Genomic DNA, 20,495 nt, shown 5'->3' with positions numbered 1-20,495 from the left:
TGCTTAAGATTTTTGCTTTCCGTGTGTTCTTTTAAGTGAATATGGGTTGTGATTGTCTCTAGGGTGAGCTTGACCGACCACTTTATTAAAATGATTCGTAGCCTGTTCATCTCTCTCATCTGGTGTTAATTGCTTATACAATTCAAGAACCTTCCCCTGTTCAAATGTATTGAAAAATTCCTCTCTTACACTCACAATTCCAGCTCCTTTATAAAGTTGTATAGTGCTATATCTTTTTCTTGCAATAGCTTTGGATTGTTAATGAAAACCCTATATGCTTCCGCAAAGTATTCTCCCATTGCTCCTATATTGAATTCACCATGATCATCTAAAAATCCTGCGCTATCATATAATCGACCTTGATACTTGCTAACGAAATGGTCTGATTGAATCAAATAAACAGGCATTGTGAATGTATCCATATCGTAATAAATGTCTGAAAATGATTTATCTTTTACAGCATTTCTTACTATGGATTGGTATTCTTGATTATTACGGAAATCTAATTTTGTTTCTAATGCATGACCTAATTCATGGATTAATTCCCCTTCCTCCATACCCTCAAGGATATATAATACACCTGCAGCTCGGTCATATCTTGAATAGCCTTCATCCACAATTGTAATATAAGACACCGTATCTTCTAATATCTGACGATGGTTTTCAGGAATCCGCTCTAATTCTTGCTGAATCGCTTGATAATCGTCTGGGAAATCCTCTTCACTAGCATTCACACGTAAGAAGTTTGGTTCAGTAATTTCCGCTTCTTCCTCATCATCGAAAATAGGAATGGCAATACAGCGACAACGAAAATCCATACCTGGTAGTCCAACGGCAGGTGGCTCATCGTATGAAAAAATCTTATCCTCAAGCACTCTATGGGAATCACGCACTCGTTCATCCTTAGACGTGCGCCACTTGAAGTGATTAACACCCATATTTTGATGCCTTCGTGCAGTCATTTGTCCAAAAAGGCTGCCTGTTTGATCCACAGCAATAAATTCAGCCCTTCGTCTAGACATGCTGATTTGTTCCTCAAGTTGCTCGCGTATCTGTTGATGCCTACCGCTACTATTCAAGCCATCCAATACGATTTCTTCCACTTTTTGCGTATAATCATCACGGAGATTGAGGAGATAGCCAACATTTTTCTCAACATGCTCTTTCATAAATGGGTCAAGCCAAGGGTCAGATTCCACTAGATTCATTCCTTTGACACTGCCCTGTTGTTCCATGTTAGTTTTATTGGTTTGATTAAGATTTTTCATGAATCGGTCGGCTGTTTTAATGACCTTCTGTTGTGAAAAAATTTTTTCCAATGCTTTTGACAGTTGATTGAGTACCTGTTTCAAACTATCTGCAACAAAAAAACCGCTACTATCCGCGCGGTAACTGTCAATGTATTCTTTTAAATGTGTATCATAGATAGCTAATGTAGCTTTGCCTGCCTCTTGGACAAGTTTATCGATGGAACGATAATAGGATGCCGTGACAACATCAGGAAAACGAGTAGGCGGAACATGCTTACTAGCCATGTGTACGGTTTTCCTTCCATGCACGGTATACCTCATTCGCTACCCCTTGCCAATGTGCATCATCACCACTAAATTTAAAATCATTCGATACACCAAACTGTCCAAAACGTGCCTCCCGAACTTCATCGACGCCGATAACACCATTCGATAAATAAATTTGGTCAGTTTCAGCCACGATTTTCCGAATTTCAGCATCTGTCTTTGAATCAACTGACCACAATGGATTGAATTTGATTTCCCATTCAATTGTATCTGGATCAATGCGCCCTCCTGGTTCCTTTTCAGCCCATAATAGCATACGGATGAGGTACTCAAGTAATGGCTTTAGCTCATTTTCCTGCGCAGAAATAATGCGTGCATAGTAATTCATCACATCGTACTGTGCTCCTGCCAGTGTACCCGCTTCTTGTCCTTTGATAACCGATTTTGGCATTCGTGCAGCAGAAGCGATATAATCCCACACGAAATCGAGTAAATCTTTAATACCGGATACAGGTGTTGTCTGTTTGGTTAAAGTCTCCTCAGCACCAATGATTGCTAATGCCTCTGTACGAAACATGAAATCCATAATCATACTGAGTTCACGCTTTTCCTCTTTCGTTAGATTTTCCACATCTTTCGATTGATAGACTTTAAACGTGAAATCATGCAATATCTGACCGACAGACCATAAGGACGTATCGAGCACTGTAATAGCATCATATAACGATTCTAACAGCGATATGCCTTGCTCTTCATCCTCTAAACGTCTCGTCTGGTCATGTAACACCCTTGAATAATGCACGAGCGATTCCGTCGCCAATGTTTGTATACCACTGCGTGAGGCACGGCTAATGCGTAAATTCTCTAATTTACCATAATCGCTACTGAAAACATCATTATTGATTAACAATTCACTGACCTTCATTGATGAAAATGGGTGTAGATAATCCACTGAAAGTAAATTGTCTAGCTTCAACGGATCCTGTAAATCAAATTTATTCCGCTGTGTTACTCCTAACGAAATAAAGCCATCACCACGCATACGCTCATACATACGCATTTGTTTAAAGGCATCTTTCGCTTTAAGGTCCGCCAATCGCCCCATAATGTCCCGTGCAAGTTGGTCATCTTTCATTCGAAGTGTAAACCAGTGTCTGGTCATATCCTCGGCTGGAATATCTACAAGGTTTTGCACAATGGGATTATCTGCATACAAGGCTGATATTTCAACATGTGTCAGCTTACGACGCATACCTGGCACTTGTCGAGTCAGATTATCCTTTGGACCTGCTTTACCATTCCCTTGCATAAAATCCTCTTTGTACTGTCTAGCCTGTTCAAGCACACTCACTCTTTATCACCTACCTTAATATCCTGCCTGTTGTTTGAATCGGTCAAGCAGGTTCGTGTTATTTGTATACAATTGATTCAGTGCCTGTGTCGTCATATCCACGAAATCGTCATGTGCAGCATTAGGGAATGACACAAGCTCTTCTATTACATTCTCAACCCATGAGCATATATTTGGATGTGGCAAATAAACATTACCAGCTTCAAACAAAGGAGACACCGCATGTGCGCGTGCCTCCTTTCCTCCATCAGGATTAACAGCTATAATACCGCTAATTTCATCTTTTAACATCTCGATGACGGCTGAACCGTTTGCTTTATCCTCAATGTACTTGCTCCGTGCTTGTGGCCATTTATCAGCCATAGCACGAATTGCTTTCATCGTATCTGCAAACCCCATACGGCGATGCTCCACGTCTAACAGGAAATAGTGCGCTCCTTTTCGTGACCACACACCACCCGCTACAAAATCACTGGTAGACGTATCCTTGAACGTACAATCCCATGATTGAGCTACTTTATCAAAATGAGTCGGGAGAACAATCACATCATCACTCAAGCCCCACTGACGTTTTTGTTCCTCCGTGCGCACATAATAACGAATCCATTCACGCTTGAAGATGTTACCACCTGCTGGAGCTGGTCTTTGTTGGTACAATGACGCCCATGTGCGTGAGCCAACTTCTGCTTTTTTATTGGTTGCCCATTTTTCGTCATAGCCAAGCTCACGGCATAGCGGCTCTCCTAATGCACGATTCAATAAATCGTCCTCATCTTCTGCAATCGCTGGCAGGCGCAACCTTATCCATTTACGTGGACTACGGACAAGCAATCGTCCGATGAGGTCATCTTCATGCCAGCGCGTCATAATAACAATAAGCGAACACGCATCTCCCTGTAGACGGGTTGAAAGGGTGGCTTCCCATTCATCCCATACAGCATCACGTATCGTTTGGGACATCGCTTCTTTCATGTTTTTGATTGGATCATCAATAATCATTAAATCCGCACCATGCCCAGTGATAGAGCCACCAATCCCTGTAGCAATCATTCCACCAGCTTTCCCCTCGACACCCCAATCTTTAACGGCTGCATTCGATACGGATAGCTGTTCACCAAATAATTCATAAGCAAACTCATTGAATTTATTGCGATTCAATCGACCAAATTTCTTGGCTAGGCCATCACTATAGGCAGCAGTGATAATACGCTTATTTGGATTACGTCCTAGGTAATAGCTAGGGAATGATTCTGTCACCGTCATAGATTTGCCGTGACGTGGTGGCATTTCAATTAATACAGAGAGGTGCTCTCCATCCGCTATGCGCTGTAGCACGCTGCATACAAGCTCCGTATGTGCAAAATGCATGTAGTGTCCATGATGTACAAATTCAACATAATCACGATAATTTTGCCGCGCAAGCTCACATTCCGCTTCATATGCTAATGTATCTAATGTCTCATCGCTTATTCCTTGCAGCAAGTGCTCTCAGCTCCTCCTGTGTTAATCTACTTAAATCCACGCTACGTTGATTGTGAGCATTACCCTTTGTCTCTGCACGGATTTTAGCAATCTCCGAATGGGTCTTTTTAATGTTCAGTTTATTTTGCTCGATTAGTAGCTGCTTCCGTGTATTTTCATCCAGCAAATCCGTATACTTCGCTAGCATATTGAGTGCGACCATCTTATCAGCTAGTTGTACTTTAAACACGCCATCCTTGCCTTTTGATAATGTCGTAAGAAGCGTGCCATCAATTTCATCTGAGTGACGCAGAGCGAATTTGGTATACGTGAATGGCTCCGTACGGATTGTTTGTACCTCGTTGCCATCCTCATCAGTCGTGACTGTTGTTTCAGTAGCATACGACTCGACTTGTGAAAAATCGATAAAATCTGTGATGTCTGCAAATGCAATATCAACATATTTTTGAAGTACCTGACGTGCATCAAGCATAATACCGTTAGCTAGCTCTGCTTTTAATCTACGAATCTCCTTCTGTACCTTGTCATTCTTTATCAATCGACTACTACTACTCATAGCTGAAGCGTAGTCACAACCGTATACTTTTCGGTATGCTTTGGTGGCATTCCAATACTTTGTGTAGTACAGACAAAAAAGCAACTGCTGACTGTTGAGACTGTCACTTGGAACGATTTCGAACTGTACAGCTGCTTCGGTATCCGATTTCTCTTTCACAGAATATTCCATGTTTTTTTCAGATTTTGATTGACGCATTCCATTCGATTCTGCCTCTAGACGTTCGTCCCATTCATCTTTATTTTTCCACCCTCGTACAGTGCTTTCGGATACATTTAATTGCGCTGCTATATCTTTGAGTTTTATCTCACCATTATGGGCTTTATAAATATCATAGGCCTTGTCACGTCTTGGGTTTCTTGCTCTAGTCATGTTTCATAATCACCACCTCCAACATTTGTTGTTCAATCACCTCTCTTATGCTAATTACTTTGTTTTATTTATTTCTAAGGCTTTAAGAAAAAGCCATACCTTACTCATGAATGACCCATTTCAATTGTGTTGTCCACCTTACAAATACCATCAGCATTAACTGTATAACTGCTCAATATTTAAAGGCCCCTAGTAAAAAGGTACCTCAAAACTACTTACATTCAAATAAAATATTCATCAACTTCAAACATAAGAATTTTACTGTAGATTACATATTCAGTGCGTTTAGTAAATGGTCCCATATTCCATGTTTTTTCAAATGCGTATTCTTCTAGTCCCGTTCCATTGGTTCTAGCATTATACCAATCAATAAAAGCCTCTAACTCTTGAGCAGAAAGATCATATTCCTTCATGACTTCATTCATTAAAGTGACTCTCAAAATTGCTCGTTTTGACTTACTAATCATAGCTGATGCTTCATTTGAATTAACTATCTCAGTTGTAGCATTAACCGCAGTCACAATATAATAGTATGTTTTCTCATATTCAACAGCATTGTCAATATATATACCACCTTGTACATCAGTTGCAATTACCTCGTGTGGCCCACCTGATTTTAATGCTCTCTTCATCGTATAAGATGTAGCATTATTAACTTCATTCCAGTTTAAAGTAATGCTATTACGTTCAGCAGTAGCCACTAAATTGAAATCTAAAGAAGGGTCTTTATATAAATCCCATTCTATTACCTTATAATCCGACCCACTGCTACTTCCATTAGAATTATAAATATAAACTTTTTTTACATCACTTATTCTTTTCGGAAGACTATAAATTTGATGATCTCCAGGCACAAGTCTATCTTCTTGTGAATATAAGACAGCTCCTTTTCCATCAAGGAAAACGAGATATACCGACTGACCATTATAGTTTTCAATATAAATTTTATATTTATCAATAACTTGCGGTGTTTCAAAATCATAGATTAAAAAATCAGATACAGTTGCACTAATAATTTCCTTTTTCAAGAGAAAACCAGTTGTACTATCGCCATCCGTTATCAGCTTTGTTGTACCTAATGGATTGTTTGGATTTGTTCCATGCTTAATCTCCTTTCCCCCTAATAAAGATTGTAAATTTTCCTGTTTGAATGTATTTTCCATTTCAATTCCTCCTCAATTTTAAGAATAAAAAAACGACACCCATAATTAGGTATCATTCCCTATTCTTTTTGCAGTCACGCTCTGTAACTTACCAATAGCTGCAGGTTAAGGACCTTGTAATGCAATCAGATGTATTTTCAAAGCATAATAAAAACGATGCTATGTGGTTACCTATGCCTTCACTTCGGCATAATAGAAAAAGAGGAAAGTCAATTAAGACCCACCTCTTTTTAGTGATACTTTATTACTTTTTAATGACCATCAGTAATAGTGGCAACTCCACGCATCATTAACGCAGCGAAACCTGTTAAGATTCGACCAGTAGCTGCAATACGAGAATTTTCTTTGTTTGGAGCATTTACAACCGCACGCATAGCCGATACGCCTGCTAAATTAGGATTAGCTTCTCCTGTTTGAACCACAAGCTTATCTAACTTTTGTAAAAATGCAATTGGTGCTCCCCATGCTAATGAATAAAGGTACGCTGATGATTGAGCGTGTGCAGGTGTATTAATTAAAGCAGTAGCTTCGTTATAACGTGCTTGGGCTTTCGTAGAATCTGGATCGGCTTTGAAGTTTGATGAATCGGCTGCACTCATTGCAGCATCAAGCATAGCCTTTGTTACTGGAATACCCTGAGAGTTGTGAAATTCGTCTAATCGAATGCCACGATTATCAATGATCGTTTCGTAGAACTTAGCAATTCGCTCACCTGCACCTTGATATTTATTCGTTGAAACAGGCGTGTCAGTAAACGGTTTTTGTGCTAAACCTTTGTAACCTAAGAATAAAGCTTGCCCTACCACTGAGTTATAGCCTGCTGAACCGAATAAACGTCTTGGAGCAACTACGCCACCACCAATCGTATAATAGCCACCATTATTAACTTGATTTTCAAAGCCAAGTAAAGCATCACAGAATTTGATGATTAAATCAGATGAGCCTTGTGATTTTGCAATTAGGTTCTCGTACATTCCCAATGCGCCAATAAGAATAGACGTACTGTTTAAACTCATTAATGGCACTTTAATTTTGGTACCTGTTTGGTATTCAGTGTAAACGGTTGGAACTCGATTTCCCCAAGTACCACCATTACTATATTCAACAGTAAGTTTGTTCTTAGCAAATGCAACTAAATTAGTTAACCCATTATCAACAATTTGTTTAGACGGTCCACTTAATTTTGGATAAGCTGTACCAGCCTTAATAATGGATAAGCCCATAAGAGCGAATGATTCATTTAAGTAATTGTTATTTTCGCTGTTTGTAACGTTTAGGTAGCCTTCCAGGTCAAGAATTGAAAGTACCTTAGTAATTTCAGTTTCAATACGACCTTGACGTGCTGTATTCGTCGAAGGTACTTGATTGTGTAATGCACCTAAAAATTGTAACTGTTCGCCTAAGCGCATTGAGTTCGTTTCGCCAATTGGACGAATACGGGGTTTAGTAATTTGATCTAATCCTGAATTGTAATTTAAACCTGCTGGGAAGTACTGTTCGAATAAGTTAATCGCTTCTGAAACTGTGTTAAGATTTGTCATAAATAGTGTTCCTCCAATTTTATCTTTATTTGTCTTCCTATAAAACCTTCATGATGCAAAGCGAAAAATTTGATGACCACCCCATTTATCATTTTTGACGCAGATCGGTCTGTCCCTAATAGTTCGTCATTTATAAATATCAAGGGAGAAAAAGCTTACTGCACCGATCTATCTCCAAGTTTACAAAATATTTTTATTCTCACAAAATGTTGAAAGTATTGAAACTTTTGAAAGTATTGAAAGTATCTCTAATCATTTCACCATCTGTTTAATAATATTTTCTTTAATGTTCTTAATATGAGTATGACTAATCCCCATTTTTTTCGAAATCCAATTCTTACTCTTACCATCTAACATCCAATTTAATACTTGTACTTCCCTATCATCAGTCACACGTTCAGCTAGTCTTTGAACCTCCAATAACTTCTCCTCATATTCTGCAATTCGTTTAATATTTCGGGAGCGTCTAATAGCCTCTTGCATGATTGGATCACCTACACCACCTATCGCCTTGGGCAGTGTAGCCTCGATTCCGTATTGCGATGTTTTTGCTCCAACGACCATTTCAGCACGCATTTCTTTAATGGCATTAACCATCCAATGGTAGTCAGTAATCATTTCATCTAAAATATCTGGTGTAATAGTTGATTTTTTCTCTTTTAACATCGTTTGCCCTCCTATGTGGTTCTAATGCTGTTAGGTGCTCATTCTTTAAGTCTAGCCATACCTGCTCCTTCTTTACGAAGCCTTATCGCCCTGTTTTAACATAACGATGTGTTCTGCAAAGTCGATTGCCTCGTCATAAGTAGCTAACCCCCAACGCTGACGTAGTACTTCGATGTGCTGGTAAAAGCCGATTTCGTTTTCTTTATAGCCGTATTTGCCGTAAAGTTGTGCATGAAGTATCATTTGGTCAATGTGGTATTGTTCATCACATCTGTCTGCAAAGGCTGCCATACTCATTCCTCCCAACTAACAGCGAAATAGCCGATTTTAAAGATACATGCAAGCCCGCCTACTTCTTCTAATTTCTGTGCAATCACTTTTAGCTCTCGTTGTTCATCATCTGATTGCATTTGATACTCCCAGCTTGTACCGCCTATCTGTGCGGCTTCATCGATTTTTCGTAACACCCTCTTAAACAACGGTCCTTCTAACACTGTTTTGCAATAGTCAGCATAGCCCTGCTTGGCAACAACTCGTAAATGGGCTGCTGTCGGTATTTGAATCGTCATAATTAGTCCTCCCTATCCACTTTTAAAATCCGAAATCCACTCGACGCTTATCTTTGGTTTCAACAAACTTGATGACTCGTGCATTTTTGTTCAACCTTGACAGCGTTTTGTGGTCATAAATGCTGTTCAGCTTGGCTCCTGAAAGATTTGTTGTGACAATGGTTACTTTATCTTGTCGTGCGTTAGTGACAGCTCGTAGGATACGCCCTATGAAGTCCGAGGCTTTTTTAGTTGTATGCTCATTCCCAATCTCTGCTCCCAAATCATCTAAAACCAATACATCCACTTCACTTAACAATTTGACAAAATAAAATTCCGTGTATAGGCTATCTGGATTGTCATAGGACGCTCGTATTTCACGTAACATCTGGTCAAAATCTATAAATAAACAGGATTTCATCTTGTCACTATTGTTATTAATTCGATGCAACAAACTATAGCTCAAATGTGATTTTCCGACGCCTGGTGTGCCGTTCAAAAAAATATTAAAGACTTGTCCATTACTAATTTCATCCGCATATTGAGCCATTAATCGAGCATTTGTACGTGCCTCATGCTCCTCTTCCTTGAGATGATAGGTATTGAAGCGAGCATTTAAAATGGTTTTGTCGGGCACTACACTACGTTTTGAAAGGGTGTTGAACTTGGCCAGTTGTTCTTGCGCTTGCTTCAACTCCGAATATTCCTGCTCTAACACCTTATTATTGGCTTCCCTAAAACACATAGGACATTCAAATTCTCCAGAACCTTTCACTCTTTCTAGCATCTGAATACCTGCTGGGAATTTCTTTTCATCATGCTTAAAGCAATATTCAGAAGCCCAAGTCAACCTTGTAGCCATCGTCTCCTGTATCACCGTTCCTATGGCCTGCATATGATTGTGCCTCCCTTGCTTTTAGCTGTTGATATGTTGTGATGAAATCCTTTCTCCAATTAATCAGCGTGCTCTCTGCATATTTGATTTTGTTTCGTGCATGATTGAAAACGGCATTTTGTAATGCTGCTAGAATTAATTCAATATCTTTAAACTCGTCCAAGATGTAACCGAGATACTCCGCAATTGTCGGAAGAACCGGCGTAATGTTTTGATTAGTAAATGCAACTAATCTAGCAAAATCAGATGAATGATGAACAGATGGATGTTCTTGTTGTTCTTCTTGTTGTTCTTCTTGTTGTTCTTCTTGTTCTTCTTGTTCTTCTTTTTGTTTGTCTTGTCCACGTATCGTAGGCGTATCGTCAGAAGGTACATTATTATTGGATTGCGGTACTTTTGGCTCTGTTTCGTCACGACTTGTTGACGTAACGTGTAACGATTCGTAATACAATTCGTATATTTTTTTGATTGGTTCGTTATTAATGCCCTCCACTACATAAGGAATGAGCTCAATATCTTTCACCTGTTTCAACTCAGAAGTCACACAATCTAATACAGGTTTACCACCCTTATTAAAGTTGTATTTGCCCCAGTTCTTTATCGCTATTTCACGTGTGACAGCATTGTAACGAATTAATTTATGATGCTCTGTAAATCGTTGCATGAGAGCATTTATACTTTCTATTGAATAGCCTGTCTCAAAGGCCATTTGTTTTTTCGATATGCCATAAATACCAATCTGCGTTGTGTGCTCATTTGTCAGTAAGTACAGAAAGAAATATTTGTCCTCTGGTGTCATTTCTTCCGATACCGTTGGATCATTCCAAAATGTGGTGTGTACCATTCTGAATTTTGCTTTTGCCATGTTGATGCCCCCTAATCTAGTAAATATTCAGTCTCGAATGGTGCTTATAATTGCTGATTTGCCCGACAATAAGCACACTTGCCACAGCGATGCCCTTTTTTAATACCTTGCTTCGCCTCTAATATACTTGGTAACATCGTTTGCACATACTCCTCCTCAAAGCCAAAACGTGCGCTATCGAAATGTAAGATGGCTTTATCAGGTGGTGTTTCTTTCGTGACTACCACGATATACGGATCATAGTAACGCCCTGTATTTTGAAAAATGATTTCCTGATAGACATACATTTGCAGAATGTAGTCATGAGCTTGTATAAATGACACATAAGCGTTATATTTTTCACTCCAGTGACGTTTATCAAACGCTTGTATACTTTTAAGATCTGTGAAAGTCCCTTGTTGGTGATGAATGCTATCCACTTTGATTTTCCATTCAGCACCAAATAAATCACCTGTCATGATGACCTCTTTTTCGCCATCTAAGGCGAACATGCAAAATTTATCATTGCGAACGGTTTCCATCATTTCATCAGCTTTCAGATAATCAGCGTATTTATTGCCCTTCATGTTAAAGATGCTGTCATGATGATTCTGTAAATAAGTGCAGAACGCCTCATTGCCTTCAAATCCAGCATGTAAATAACTGCCTACCGCCATAGCTGGAGAGAGAGGACGAATAAACTCGCCCTTTAGCTCCGCTATCATGGCTGCTTCACATTGTATAGCTGCTTTAAACTGTGACACACTCATATAGTGCTGATTGGCTTCTTTCGAGTGGTAATTTTTACTTGTCAGTTGGAACGTCGTTTGCTGCATCGTTCTTCACCTCTTGCTCGTTCTACTCTTTAAAGGCTTTTAACGGACCTGCTCGATTCCCTACCAATGTTTCATGACTTGACTGTCTTGTCGATGATGTCATCAGGAATAACACCAAGGATACAGCTACGCAAATATCTCGCCCCGTCATTTTCTACTTTTTCGGATACATCTCATAGGTCAATGAGCTTGCTATTGATACATGGCTGCTTTTGCTAGTGCTGGTTGTCTACAGGTGTCTAAAATACGTTACGTGGGAATTGTTCCTTTAAGTTGCTCATTGAAATTTCCTCCCACATGCGCTACAATGGCGCTAAAGTTATTATTTTTGGTCCACTGTTCCCGCAGTGGTCTATTTTTTTATATGAGCACTACCATAATGTAGTTCTACGTAGGCAATCACTTCAAAATCTGCCATCTCATAAGTCAAATAATCTTGATAGCCAGCAACTAGATAGTCGCTAATATTGTCCATGTGTACGATGGCGTCCCCAATGACAAAGTACACATCATGGCAAACGATCAAACTGCCAAAATCGTCATACATTTCAAAGCTGACAACTGGCTCACATGGCTGATAACGGAGCTGTGGGTACTCGATACGTCCTAAAACCATTGGATTCTCGACATCCATTACGACACCTCTCTTTCAATTAAAGTCGCATGTTGCCATGTAGACTTCGGATTCAAGTCCTCCAAACCTTTAATGCTATGGCCATCAAAATAGATTTCTTGCCCTAGCTCATTGATAAATGCGTCACCCTCTATATAACTACCATTTGCACAATCTTTGATGATTTCCCAAATTTTCATTGTTTCCAAGACTTCTCCTCCTTTCAATTTGTTTTTGTGATGGACTTCCCATCAAGCAGCTTAAAAGTGAGGGGATGCGCGCTAACCTATACGCTCTTTTAAGCTGCTTGACGAGAGCAAGTACAACACTCGCCAACGTCTGATTTTGTGTTATAATATGCTTAGACTAATCTGGATTTGTTGTTTAATCGCTCCAACGATTAAGCAGCTTTTTTTATTGTGAACAAGCAATAATGAATGTAGCACCAAGAACAACTAGCAATAAAGGACACCTCACCATCTAAACCACCACTTCCCAGTAACTACTAAGCGCTGTTGTAACGACAGCTTGTCCCATCCTTTCACCTTACATCGTTTCATTCATCCTCACGCCCCTTCACTGGTAAGTCAAACCACTTCGTAACAGCGAGCATGCCATTCAAAAAATCATGCTCGAACTGAACAGGGGATTCTGAATACTTATTGTAGAAGAAATTAAATTCCTCGACTGGTGTTCGTTTGACTACAAAGTTGCCAAAGCAAATTTGTACAGCATCCTCCAATTCATACCCATTTTCGATTAGTAAATCGCCTAGTTTTCGACATGCTGATCTGACGCATGAATGGTTTCCATATACAGATGCCATTTCACGGATGTAAAATGATATTTCAATTGGATGACAAGCTTTTTCTGCCTCTGCAATTGCCTGTGTAATTTCTATTTTGCACATTTACATTTCCCCCTGTAATTTTGTAGTACATATCCGAAATTTCGATTGTCCCGAAGCTGTGTCTGCATCTGAACAATTGCATGTGCTGTATTTTTTATCTTGCGTCCACAGTCAGCCGCTAACGCATATTCGCCACGCTGGTTATGCACGTTAATAGCTACTAATAAATCCTCAATACATGCCTTTTTCATCGCTATTTCCAGCTCTAAATTTTTTGCTTGATTCATATAGACCTCCTACCAATATTTATTGCGATTTTTATAATATTCATATAACCCATTCTCTTTAAGCTCAGTAACCTTTGCACGTATTGTCTGCTCTGTTTTTCCGATAGCAAAAGATATGGTTCGTGCATCGTCAACTTCATAAAATTTACAAATATACTCTAAATTTGATTCACTGAATGGCTTATCCTGTGCAAAGTGAAAGTCTGGATGGTAGTTCATCCGACCAAACTTGTCATATGTGATTTCTATTTCTTCTGCCATATAAACTCCCTTCCTAGCTTATGAACATGATAAATATCAGTACTGTCTGCAAAAATTGCGTTGTCGCATCTGTACTAAATAATGCCACTACAGTTGTATCTCGCGAATTGGCAATAGCTACTGTCACAAGAAATGTTTTTGCTTGATTCTACTGATATGGCTTATGAAACGTTCATCTTACGGCATTTTTGGATTAATGCCCTAATACATAGTGTCTCTATTGGCTTTCTATTTGAAATAAGAGGTTCATTATCCAAACCTTTTTGATTAGTAGAGAGATTATTAAGCTTAGCCTCTCCTAGTCCGTACACTTGCCCGATGGATTTAGTTTTTAATCCCATTCTCGGAGTGCTTCCACACTACCGTCATACATCCAAATGCGTAATCCGTTACCATCAGATTCATTACTTACTACTAGATTGATAAAGCACACTATCCCATTTCGATTACAAATCCGTTTGTCAGTAAAATTTTTTTGCCAATCACTTCTCACATTAGGCTCCCTCTCCTTCTACTTTAATTTTGTGTGTAATGGCCATTTCTTTGACAATGGCTAAGTAGATTTCAACTAACTTCGGATCATCAGCAATAACATCAATTTTTTTGAACTTCCCAATTTTCGCCTTTGAAATAATGCCTTGTGCCAACGCTTCTTTCTTACGGTTCTCTAATCGAATATTCAAACGACAATGACCACGCTTTTCTAATAACTCATAGCTTTCATTTCGCACTAAGCGATATTGCTCACCACCACCACGAGCTAAAGCGATTTTATTGAGCATAATATTTACCTTGTTCTTCCATTCATTTGGACTGAGCAAAACAATTTGAGTAATATTTTCGTGTTCTCGTTCAAGTTCATTTTGCTGGTATTCAATTTTTTCAAGCCTTATAGCCTGTTCACGTTGTTTCAATTCTGTTGAAGCAATCGCCTTATATAAATGATTGAACATTTGGAGCTCTGGGCTGAGCTGAGTAGTATCAATTGAGTAACTACCTGTTTGACGAATAGATGGGATAATCTCAATCGCTAACCAATCTTGAAACTGCTCTGCAACTTCATTTGAAGCTTTGAATGCAAGCTTGTAGACTAATGATTCAGGGATTAAAGAGCCTTTCCCCACTTCTGGGGAATTTTTCGGAAGATATTCATTCACTCGCTCCCAACGAACATATTCAATGTTGTTTTTCTTTTGAGTAATACCTAAGCACTTAGCAACTTGCTCAACCTCAAATAAAATCGTTCCACCTTCTACCTTCGCTGCAACTTCAAATAATTGATATTCACCAGTTCCTTTGAATGTTTGTAATTGATTCATGATGAAACCCCCTTTGTAAGTTATATACAGATTTACATGTGGTTTCGGGACATGATTTGTAATTAATGATCCTTCCCTTTAATCACTCGAAGCATCTGTAGTGTTACACATAATCCGAAATGTTGGGTTTACGCTACCTTCTATCATTTGTAGGGTAGATTTTTTCACTGGATTTGCCACCGCTGTTTTGGTTATTTGGATGAATTTTATAAAATTGCTATTTTAGCAATTTTATATTCAAAAAAATTTTCTACACTACACTGTAATACATAAGCTAATAAAGGTAGTTGCTCTGCTTTAAACGAATACGTCCCATTTTCATACTTCATGTAAGTGGAAGCATTTTTCATTTCCATAGCCTCTGCTACCTCCTGTAGTGTCATATTTAACTCTTGTCTACGCTGTTTTATGAATTTCAAATTGAATACCATCATCAATAATCACCTCACTCAAATTGCTATTTCAGCAACTACTTGAACATAATATAACATTGCTATTTTAGAAATTCAAGTATTTTATTTGCTGTTTCAGAAATTTATTTATTTCTAAAATGGAAACGTGATATATTGAATATACAAACTCGCTGAAAGTGGTGAAAACATGGATATAGGAAAAAGAATAGTTTCATTACGAGAAAGGCGAGGTTGGACTCAAAAAGAGCTAGCTAATCGGGTTAACCTAAACGTTAGTGTAATGAACAGAATTGAATCGAATGATAGACCCATTAAAGATAGTGAGCTACTGAATTTAGCTAATGTATTAGAGGTCAGTACAGATTATCTTCTTGGTCGCTCTGAATCCTCCACACTTTCACAGACAGAAAAAAAAGAAGCTGAGTTCCAAGCTTTCGCCAACAACCCAACCCTTCAAAAATGGTATAAAGAGTTACCTAAATCAAAGGAAGAGGACTTGGAGAAGCTGCGGAAGATGTGGGAGATTTTGAAGGACCACGGAGAAATATAACAGCTAATTGAATATTGGATTGATAGGACATGGCTTGGACATGTCCTTTATTAGTACTATTATTGGTAATATTGCTTATTTATGTTTCTTACTGTTTTTTAGTGCTGTTATAAATATATTTATACAAAAAATTTAAACATATGATATTTAAATCTTTTCTAACTGTATAAAGGTTTATTTTGAATACATATACTAGTAAATGAGCAGGAAGGTGATGAAAATGATGCAAATTGAACGAATGAATATAAATGATGTTAATATTGCTTCTGACAATGTGCCCCCTGATTCTCGTTATCAAAAACTAATTAATTTTGGACTATCAGAAATTAATCGTTTTGAAAAGGAAAAGGTGAAACGGCAATGTACATCTGCCTTAAATATTAAGATTGAGTCGGAATATCCATCTGGAAGTATCAGTTTAGAAGCTCTTAGTTTGGTTTCGGGTGGGCTTCAAAGAGTGTTTAATTCGATTTGCAATAATTTAATTGGAAACAAAAAAAGTAGTGGTCCTATCCCTAAAGAAGTGCTAGACTATTCAAATCTTATATTAGTAAATTCAAGCGCAGGTTCATTTAACATGCACATTGATCAATTTCAACAAACAGAGCAACTTACGCTTCTTGGAATAGCGGATTTGGAATTGTTACCTGAATTAGAAAATGCGTTTCAAATAATACAGTCTACTGAAAATGATGTAGGAAAAATTGTTGAACAGTATGGTCCTAGAACTTTCAATATTATGAACAAATGGTTTTATGAACTGCAACAAAATAATATTGAATTTACAATAATGAGACCAGATAAAGATTCTATCGTTTTCACGAAAGATACTGTAAAATCAACTTACGAAAGATTGGCTGATGTGAAGGTTAAAGAAAGTAGTGAAATAGAAGTTGCAAAAGGATTTATTGTTGGGGCAAATCCGATTACTAATACTTTGAGCATTACACTTGAAAGTGGAGAAAAAATTTCAGCTCAGGCTTCTCCAAAAATTTTGCATCAAAATTTAGTCTTATTAACAACTACCTATACAATCCGTTTTAATGTTACTAACATTAAACATGTTTCTACTGGAAAAACAAACAAATCATATCAGGTAATAGATATAGCTTAACTTCTTCCACCCCACTTCCCAAAAGTGGGGTTTTATTGTATACTAAAAAGAACATATGTTCTTAAATGTCATTTTAGGGGTTGATTTACATGCACTACACATATCTCGAAGATTATGTCCAACAATTCTACACTCGTTTAGGCATTACACACCCTGCTGCACTAAGCTTTGAAGAAGTGTCAGTTAGATTGGGGTTGAAGGTCTTTTATTGGTCAGATAAGAGTCAGGCCTTATTTATTGATGGACGCTATTTTATTTTTCTCAACGAAAACCAATCAGCACAAGAACAATGGCAGGATTTTTGTCATGAATTATCGCATGTACTATTACATACAGGCGATCAAATTCATATGTACCCCCTATTCCGTGAATATCAGGAATACAAAGCGAATCACTTTATGTACCATGCTTGTATCCCTACTTTTATGTTGGAAAAATTACCGGTACATAACCAGACAGAACAAGCCATTATGGAAGCGTTCAACGTAGAGTATGAATTTGCCAGCAAGCGACTTATACAATATCAAAATAAACTCATTATGCAAAAATAACTCCTTCAAACCTATTGAAAGATGATGATTTATCTATCCCCTCCCGTACATCGGCCCGATAGCGAATGAGGGATAAGCATGGCGACCTAATATAATCAAGCAAAATGATTAGTTAAACATACAACGCAAGCATCTAGCAAAAAGAATCAAATGCTTATGGAGGTCACTCATCAATTAAAACGAGTGACCTCCATTAATTGTTTAGATCAAGTTTGTATCAATTTCATTTTTAGGCATTTACGAGCTACCCACTGATACAAAATAGTTAAAATCCATTTTTCAAGTGGCACGTTTATTGGTAAAAAACGACACTATACATAACGCTAGCAACCATAACACTTTTAACATTTAGTGTAGCTAGATTTCCTTGCCATATTTTTTCAGCCATTAATCTACCTACTACATCATTTCCCCTTTCCTCGCTAAGTTCTGCCCAATATTCATGAACACAAACGGAATCGCAAACGCATAAATGATACCTATTATTAGCCCCTTCAAACACCTATAGTAGTGCATTTTTAACATACAAATGGATTAGGCATTCGTTCAAACTCTATTTAAGTAAGTAGAATATACTAGTTATAGCAAACTGTATAGGAGGCTTCAAGCATGCCATGTAACCATCAAAATGAGTGCGACTGTTCTAGTAGAACGAATTCCTTTCCAAAAATAATTGCTCTTCCTTGCCCAGTTACGCCAATTACTCCTATTGATAATACTTTAGGCTTTGGCTCTTTAAGAGGAGATACCGTAGGAATTTTAACGCCTACGATGACGCCAATTCCATTTCCAATCGTGGGCCCTTTATCAAAGGTTAGTGCGGTTGGAAACGAATTGGTAGTAGAAAATGCTGGTGTCTATCAAATTACGGTCTCTATCAATTCCCAAGCCACAACTGAACCTGACCCATTTCAGTCATTTTTTACAGTAAGTATCACAGTCAATGGGAGCCCTATTTTTCTGCAAGGACTAGCGGTCTTTAATGTAATAAATAGAAGTAGCTCCACATTTGTGGTGCAAGCTGAATTAGCTGCTGGAGATAGCATAGGAGCAAGCGCAAGTGCAGCACTAACCTCTCCACTTGCTGGTTATGCCAATCGTTCTTTAACCGTTGTTCAGTTGAGTAATTCATAGCTATTCCCTCTAGCCAAATTCTCTAACTCCAATTCTTCACGAGTTAGATGCTTTGGCTCTTTTTCATGTGTCTTTCTTTACTTATTAACAAAACAAACCATATCAAATTTCCACTATGCACAATGATGCTTAAATAGAACAATTTATCAAAAAATATATTTTACCTTCATTACAAAAATTTTATTAAATTAAGGATTACGCTACCTTCAGCCTTCTATAAAAGCCATTAATGAATTATCATTTTTTTACAATAACAAGTAAGAAAAAGACCTTAAATTTAATATTTTTTTGATTTGCACTTTGATTGGAAATAGCTTACTATGATGTTCAGAAGGTGGTTTACCATCATTCAAGCAATAACAATTTTTTAAAGGGGTTGGAATTATGTCAAACATTCTAAAGCAATTTGTTATGCCGAAAACAAACTTATTTGGACCTGGAGCAATTCAAGAAGTTGGTCAGCGCTTACGTGATTTAGAAGTGAAAAAGACATTAATCGTAACAGATGAGAACTTACACAAACTAGGTCTCTCTACACAAATTGCTAACATCATTACAGCAGTCGGAATTGATGTAGCAATTTTCCCGAAAGCAGAGCCAAATCCAACAGATCAGAACATTGAAGATGGTATTGCCATCTATCACGCTGAAAATTGCGATTCCATTGTTTCAATCGGAGGTGGCAGTGCACACGATGCAGCGAAAGGTATCGGACTTATTGCTTCGAATGGTGGACGTATTCATGATTATGAAGGCGTTGATAAATCTCAAAATCCGCTCGTACCATTAATTGCGGTGAATACAACTGCTGGCACAGCGAGCGAAATGACACGCTTTACAATTATTACGGATACTGAACGTAAAGTGAAGATGGCCATTATTGACAAACATATTACCCCACTACTATCCATTAACGACTCTGAACTAATGATTGACTTATCTCCAACGCTCACAGCAGCAACTGGCTTAGATGCCCTAACACATGCCATTGAATCCTATGTCTCAACAAATACAACACCCATTACAGATGCTTGCGCAGAAAAAGTATTGCAATTGATTCCAACTTATTTACCACGTGCCTATGCAAATGGGACAGATTTAGAGGCTCGTGAACAAATGGTTTATGCACAATTTTTAGCAGGTATGGCATTTAACAACGCTTCACTTGGTTATGTACACGCAATTGCTCATCAATTAGGTGGCTACTATAATTTGCCACACGGTATATGCAATGCGATTTTATTGCCACACGTATGCCGCTTCAATATCACAGCACGTACAGAGCGCTTTGCTAAAATTGCTAAGCTACTGGGTGAAAATGTGGAAGGTTTAAGTAAGCGTGAGGCTGCGGAAAAAGCGATTGTTGCTATCGAAAAGCTAGCACAGGATTTAAATATCCCAACGAGCTTACAAGAATTAGGTGTTAAAGAGGAAGATATTGAAACACTTGCTCAAAATGCCTTGTTAGATGTATGTGCGGCGACAAATCCACGTAAAGCTACGTTAGAGGATATCCAAGAAATTTTGACAAATGCTATGGGTGGTACTATCAAGCAAGAGGAGAAAGTGCTTCAAGTTTCACCATAAAATTTATGTGCAAGCAGTAGCGTCGACCAACGCTGCTGCTTTTGC

25 protein-coding genes are annotated in these 20,495 nt (G+C 38.2%); 5 read left to right on the top strand and 20 right to left on the bottom strand.

The genetic code is table 11. From position 1 onward, the window contains the following. Window positions 1–3: 3 nt before the first annotated feature. The 20 genes from OPF91_RS06950 to OPF91_RS06855 form a co-directional block, all read right to left on the bottom strand. The gene (locus OPF91_RS06950) at window positions 4–195 is read right to left on the bottom strand and encodes a hypothetical protein (protein WP_264988010.1); all 192 of its coding nucleotides are present in this window, start codon (window positions 193–195) and stop codon (window positions 4–6) included. Beyond that, window positions 192–1,535, bottom strand: a complete 1,344-nt coding sequence (locus OPF91_RS06945) for a minor capsid protein (protein WP_264988009.1) — start codon at window positions 1,533–1,535, stop codon at window positions 192–194. Before OPF91_RS06945 ends, OPF91_RS06950 begins: the two co-directional genes overlap by 4 nt. Continuing rightward, window positions 1,528–2,868, bottom strand: coding sequence for an anti-CBASS protein Acb1 family protein (locus OPF91_RS06940; protein WP_264988008.1), 1,341 nt, complete (start codon window positions 2,866–2,868; stop codon window positions 1,528–1,530). Before OPF91_RS06940 ends, OPF91_RS06945 begins: the two co-directional genes overlap by 8 nt. A 15-nt stretch (window positions 2,869–2,883) precedes the next feature. Beyond that, window positions 2,884–4,350: a phage terminase large subunit gene (gene terL, locus OPF91_RS06935; RefSeq protein ID WP_309297416.1), complete on the bottom strand. Its 1,467-nt coding sequence runs from the start codon at window positions 4,348–4,350 to the stop codon at window positions 2,884–2,886. Next, on the bottom strand, window positions 4,328–5,278 hold the full coding sequence (locus OPF91_RS06930; protein WP_264988007.1) for a terminase small subunit: 951 nt from the start codon (window positions 5,276–5,278) through the stop codon (window positions 4,328–4,330). The genes terL and OPF91_RS06930 overlap by 23 nt, the downstream gene beginning before the upstream one ends. Window positions 5,279–5,499: 221 nt before the next feature. After that, on the bottom strand, window positions 5,500–6,441 hold the full coding sequence (locus OPF91_RS06925; RefSeq protein WP_264988006.1) for a hypothetical protein: 942 nt from the start codon (window positions 6,439–6,441) through the stop codon (window positions 5,500–5,502). A gap of 251 nt (window positions 6,442–6,692) precedes the next feature. Further along, window positions 6,693–7,982 carry a hypothetical protein gene (locus tag OPF91_RS06920; RefSeq protein WP_264988005.1) on the bottom strand — a complete coding sequence of 430 codons (1,290 nt, stop codon included), beginning with the start codon at window positions 7,980–7,982 and terminating at the stop codon, window positions 6,693–6,695. 252 nt (window positions 7,983–8,234) lie between these two features. Then, the gene (locus tag OPF91_RS06915; protein ID WP_264988004.1) at window positions 8,235–8,648 is read right to left on the bottom strand and encodes a helix-turn-helix transcriptional regulator; all 414 of its coding nucleotides are present in this window, start codon (window positions 8,646–8,648) and stop codon (window positions 8,235–8,237) included. A gap of 72 nt (window positions 8,649–8,720) precedes the next feature. Continuing rightward, window positions 8,721–8,939 (bottom strand): hypothetical protein, encoded by a 219-nt coding sequence (locus OPF91_RS06910; protein ID WP_264988003.1) that lies wholly within the window; start codon window positions 8,937–8,939, stop codon window positions 8,721–8,723. Window positions 8,940–8,941: 2 nt separating this feature from the next. After that, window positions 8,942–9,217, bottom strand: coding sequence for a hypothetical protein (locus OPF91_RS06905; protein WP_264988002.1), 276 nt, complete (start codon window positions 9,215–9,217; stop codon window positions 8,942–8,944). A gap of 22 nt (window positions 9,218–9,239) precedes the next feature. Further along, window positions 9,240–10,091 (bottom strand): ATP-binding protein, encoded by an 852-nt coding sequence (locus OPF91_RS06900; RefSeq protein WP_264988001.1) that lies wholly within the window; start codon window positions 10,089–10,091, stop codon window positions 9,240–9,242. Then, window positions 10,030–10,956 carry a DnaD domain-containing protein gene (locus tag OPF91_RS06895; RefSeq protein ID WP_264988000.1) on the bottom strand — a complete coding sequence of 309 codons (927 nt, stop codon included), beginning with the start codon at window positions 10,954–10,956 and terminating at the stop codon, window positions 10,030–10,032. The genes OPF91_RS06900 and OPF91_RS06895 overlap by 62 nt, the downstream gene beginning before the upstream one ends. 44 nt (window positions 10,957–11,000) lie before the next feature. After that, complete coding sequence (locus tag OPF91_RS06890) at window positions 11,001–11,771, bottom strand: PD-(D/E)XK nuclease-like domain-containing protein (RefSeq protein ID WP_264987999.1); 771 nt, start codon at window positions 11,769–11,771, stop codon at window positions 11,001–11,003. Between the two features lie 352 nt (window positions 11,772–12,123). Beyond that, entirely contained in the window at window positions 12,124–12,405 is a 282-nt protein-coding gene (locus OPF91_RS06885; protein ID WP_264987998.1) for a YqaI family protein, read from the bottom strand. After that, complete coding sequence (locus OPF91_RS06880; RefSeq protein ID WP_264987997.1) at window positions 12,405–12,593, bottom strand: hypothetical protein; 189 nt, start codon at window positions 12,591–12,593, stop codon at window positions 12,405–12,407. The genes OPF91_RS06885 and OPF91_RS06880 overlap by 1 nt, the downstream gene beginning before the upstream one ends. Window positions 12,594–12,940: 347 nt before the next feature. Next, on the bottom strand, window positions 12,941–13,294 hold the full coding sequence (locus tag OPF91_RS06875) for a hypothetical protein (protein ID WP_264987996.1): 354 nt from the start codon (window positions 13,292–13,294) through the stop codon (window positions 12,941–12,943). Further along, window positions 13,282–13,521: a hypothetical protein gene (locus OPF91_RS06870; RefSeq protein WP_264987995.1), complete on the bottom strand. Its 240-nt coding sequence runs from the start codon at window positions 13,519–13,521 to the stop codon at window positions 13,282–13,284. The genes OPF91_RS06875 and OPF91_RS06870 overlap by 13 nt, the downstream gene beginning before the upstream one ends. A gap of 9 nt (window positions 13,522–13,530) precedes the next feature. Further along, entirely contained in the window at window positions 13,531–13,782 is a 252-nt protein-coding gene (locus tag OPF91_RS06865; protein WP_264987994.1) for a DNA-entry nuclease, read from the bottom strand. 494 nt (window positions 13,783–14,276) lie between these two features. After that, window positions 14,277–15,101, bottom strand: a complete 825-nt coding sequence (locus tag OPF91_RS06860) for a BRO-N domain-containing protein (protein WP_264987993.1) — start codon at window positions 15,099–15,101, stop codon at window positions 14,277–14,279. 206 nt (window positions 15,102–15,307) lie between these two features. Beyond that, window positions 15,308–15,535, bottom strand: a complete 228-nt coding sequence (locus tag OPF91_RS06855; protein ID WP_264987992.1) for a helix-turn-helix domain-containing protein — start codon at window positions 15,533–15,535, stop codon at window positions 15,308–15,310. Between the two features lie 166 nt (window positions 15,536–15,701). On the opposite strand from OPF91_RS06855, the gene OPF91_RS06850 reads away from it, so the two are divergent. The 5 genes from OPF91_RS06850 (at window position 15,702) to OPF91_RS06830 (ending at window position 20,450) form a co-directional block, all read left to right on the top strand. After that, entirely contained in the window at window positions 15,702–16,064 is a 363-nt protein-coding gene (locus OPF91_RS06850; protein ID WP_264987991.1) for a helix-turn-helix domain-containing protein, read from the top strand. A 220-nt stretch (window positions 16,065–16,284) separates the two neighbouring features. After that, window positions 16,285–17,178, top strand: coding sequence for a hypothetical protein (locus tag OPF91_RS06845; protein ID WP_264987990.1), 894 nt, complete (start codon window positions 16,285–16,287; stop codon window positions 17,176–17,178). A gap of 89 nt (window positions 17,179–17,267) precedes the next feature. After that, on the top strand, window positions 17,268–17,729 hold the full coding sequence (locus OPF91_RS06840) for an ImmA/IrrE family metallo-endopeptidase (protein WP_264987989.1): 462 nt from the start codon (window positions 17,268–17,270) through the stop codon (window positions 17,727–17,729). 609 nt (window positions 17,730–18,338) lie between these two features. Beyond that, window positions 18,339–18,863 (top strand): hypothetical protein, encoded by a 525-nt coding sequence (locus OPF91_RS06835; protein WP_264987988.1) that lies wholly within the window; start codon window positions 18,339–18,341, stop codon window positions 18,861–18,863. Between the two features lie 384 nt (window positions 18,864–19,247). Further along, window positions 19,248–20,450 carry an iron-containing alcohol dehydrogenase gene (locus OPF91_RS06830; RefSeq protein ID WP_264987987.1) on the top strand — a complete coding sequence of 401 codons (1,203 nt, stop codon included), beginning with the start codon at window positions 19,248–19,250 and terminating at the stop codon, window positions 20,448–20,450. Window positions 20,451–20,495 lie beyond the last annotated feature (45 nt).

This window comes from Lysinibacillus piscis, assembly GCF_026012395.1.
GTDB classification, from domain to species: Bacteria; Bacillota; Bacilli; order Bacillales_A; family Planococcaceae; genus Lysinibacillus; species Lysinibacillus piscis.
Note: the sequence above shows the minus strand (reverse complement) of the source record. Positions and strands in the feature narration are given on the sequence as shown.